Consider the following 729-nt stretch of genomic DNA (forward strand, 5'->3'; position numbering starts at 1 on the left):
GCTTCTTCATTAAAACGAACCATAACCACTAGCTATCATGTCTTCAACCGTACTATCTTCTGGCATAAGACCGGCATCAATCAGAAAAATTAAATAATCCTGATGTTGGTCATAACCATCTGACCAAACCCTATCCATATAATCTTCGTGCGTTTCATGATCAGAGTCAGGCTCCATAAAATCACCGAAGCCATAATCTGCTCCACCATAACTAGCCCCTTGTTCATACTCAAAATCATCGTCCATATCACTACCTATCACTACCTATTTAAAAATCATCCAGCCCACCACGACCGGAACAAACACACCAAGATAAAAATAAAAATCCATCATAGTGCTACCTCAATTTCTGCCATATCAACCTGATACCCCAAACCGCTGCCATGATGGCAACAACTGACCAGCCTATATAGGATCCGTCCTTCATGCTGTCTATCGGGTTACATTCTGGCAATTCAGCTTTTAAAATCTGCTCCCCATATTTCCAGCCAAACTTAGTAAAATTAAGCTGATATAACTTTCCGTCATCGCCAATTTTGGGAGGCACTAAACTGAAATAGACGTTTTCGGCATCCTGACGGGTTGCGTAACAATTATTTCCGACTTGGTAGCCCATTATTTAAATTCTCATGTCAATTAGTATTCAGACGACCTTTAAGGGGTCGTCTGAAATATGCCTCAAATTAGCGCAATACGCGGCGGATCAGCTGGATAGCGAAGATTGAAGCG

At 41.6% G+C, this 729-nt stretch carries 2 protein-coding genes; both read right to left on the minus strand.

The window, feature by feature from the left end:
• Window positions 1–9: 9 nt before the first annotated feature.
• A complete protein-coding gene (locus HMPREF3047_RS06695) occupies window positions 10–246 on the minus strand; it encodes a hypothetical protein (RefSeq protein WP_070712767.1) in 237 nt (78 codons plus the stop codon).
• 91 nt (window positions 247–337) lie between these two features.
• Window positions 338–616, minus strand: coding sequence for a hypothetical protein (locus HMPREF3047_RS06700; protein WP_036472918.1), 279 nt, complete (start codon window positions 614–616; stop codon window positions 338–340).
• Window positions 617–729: the final 113 nt, after the last annotated feature.

The sequence above is a fragment of the Neisseria sp. HMSC075C10 genome (assembly GCF_001815615.1).
Lineage (GTDB): Bacteria > Pseudomonadota > Gammaproteobacteria > Burkholderiales > Neisseriaceae > Neisseria > Neisseria subflava_A.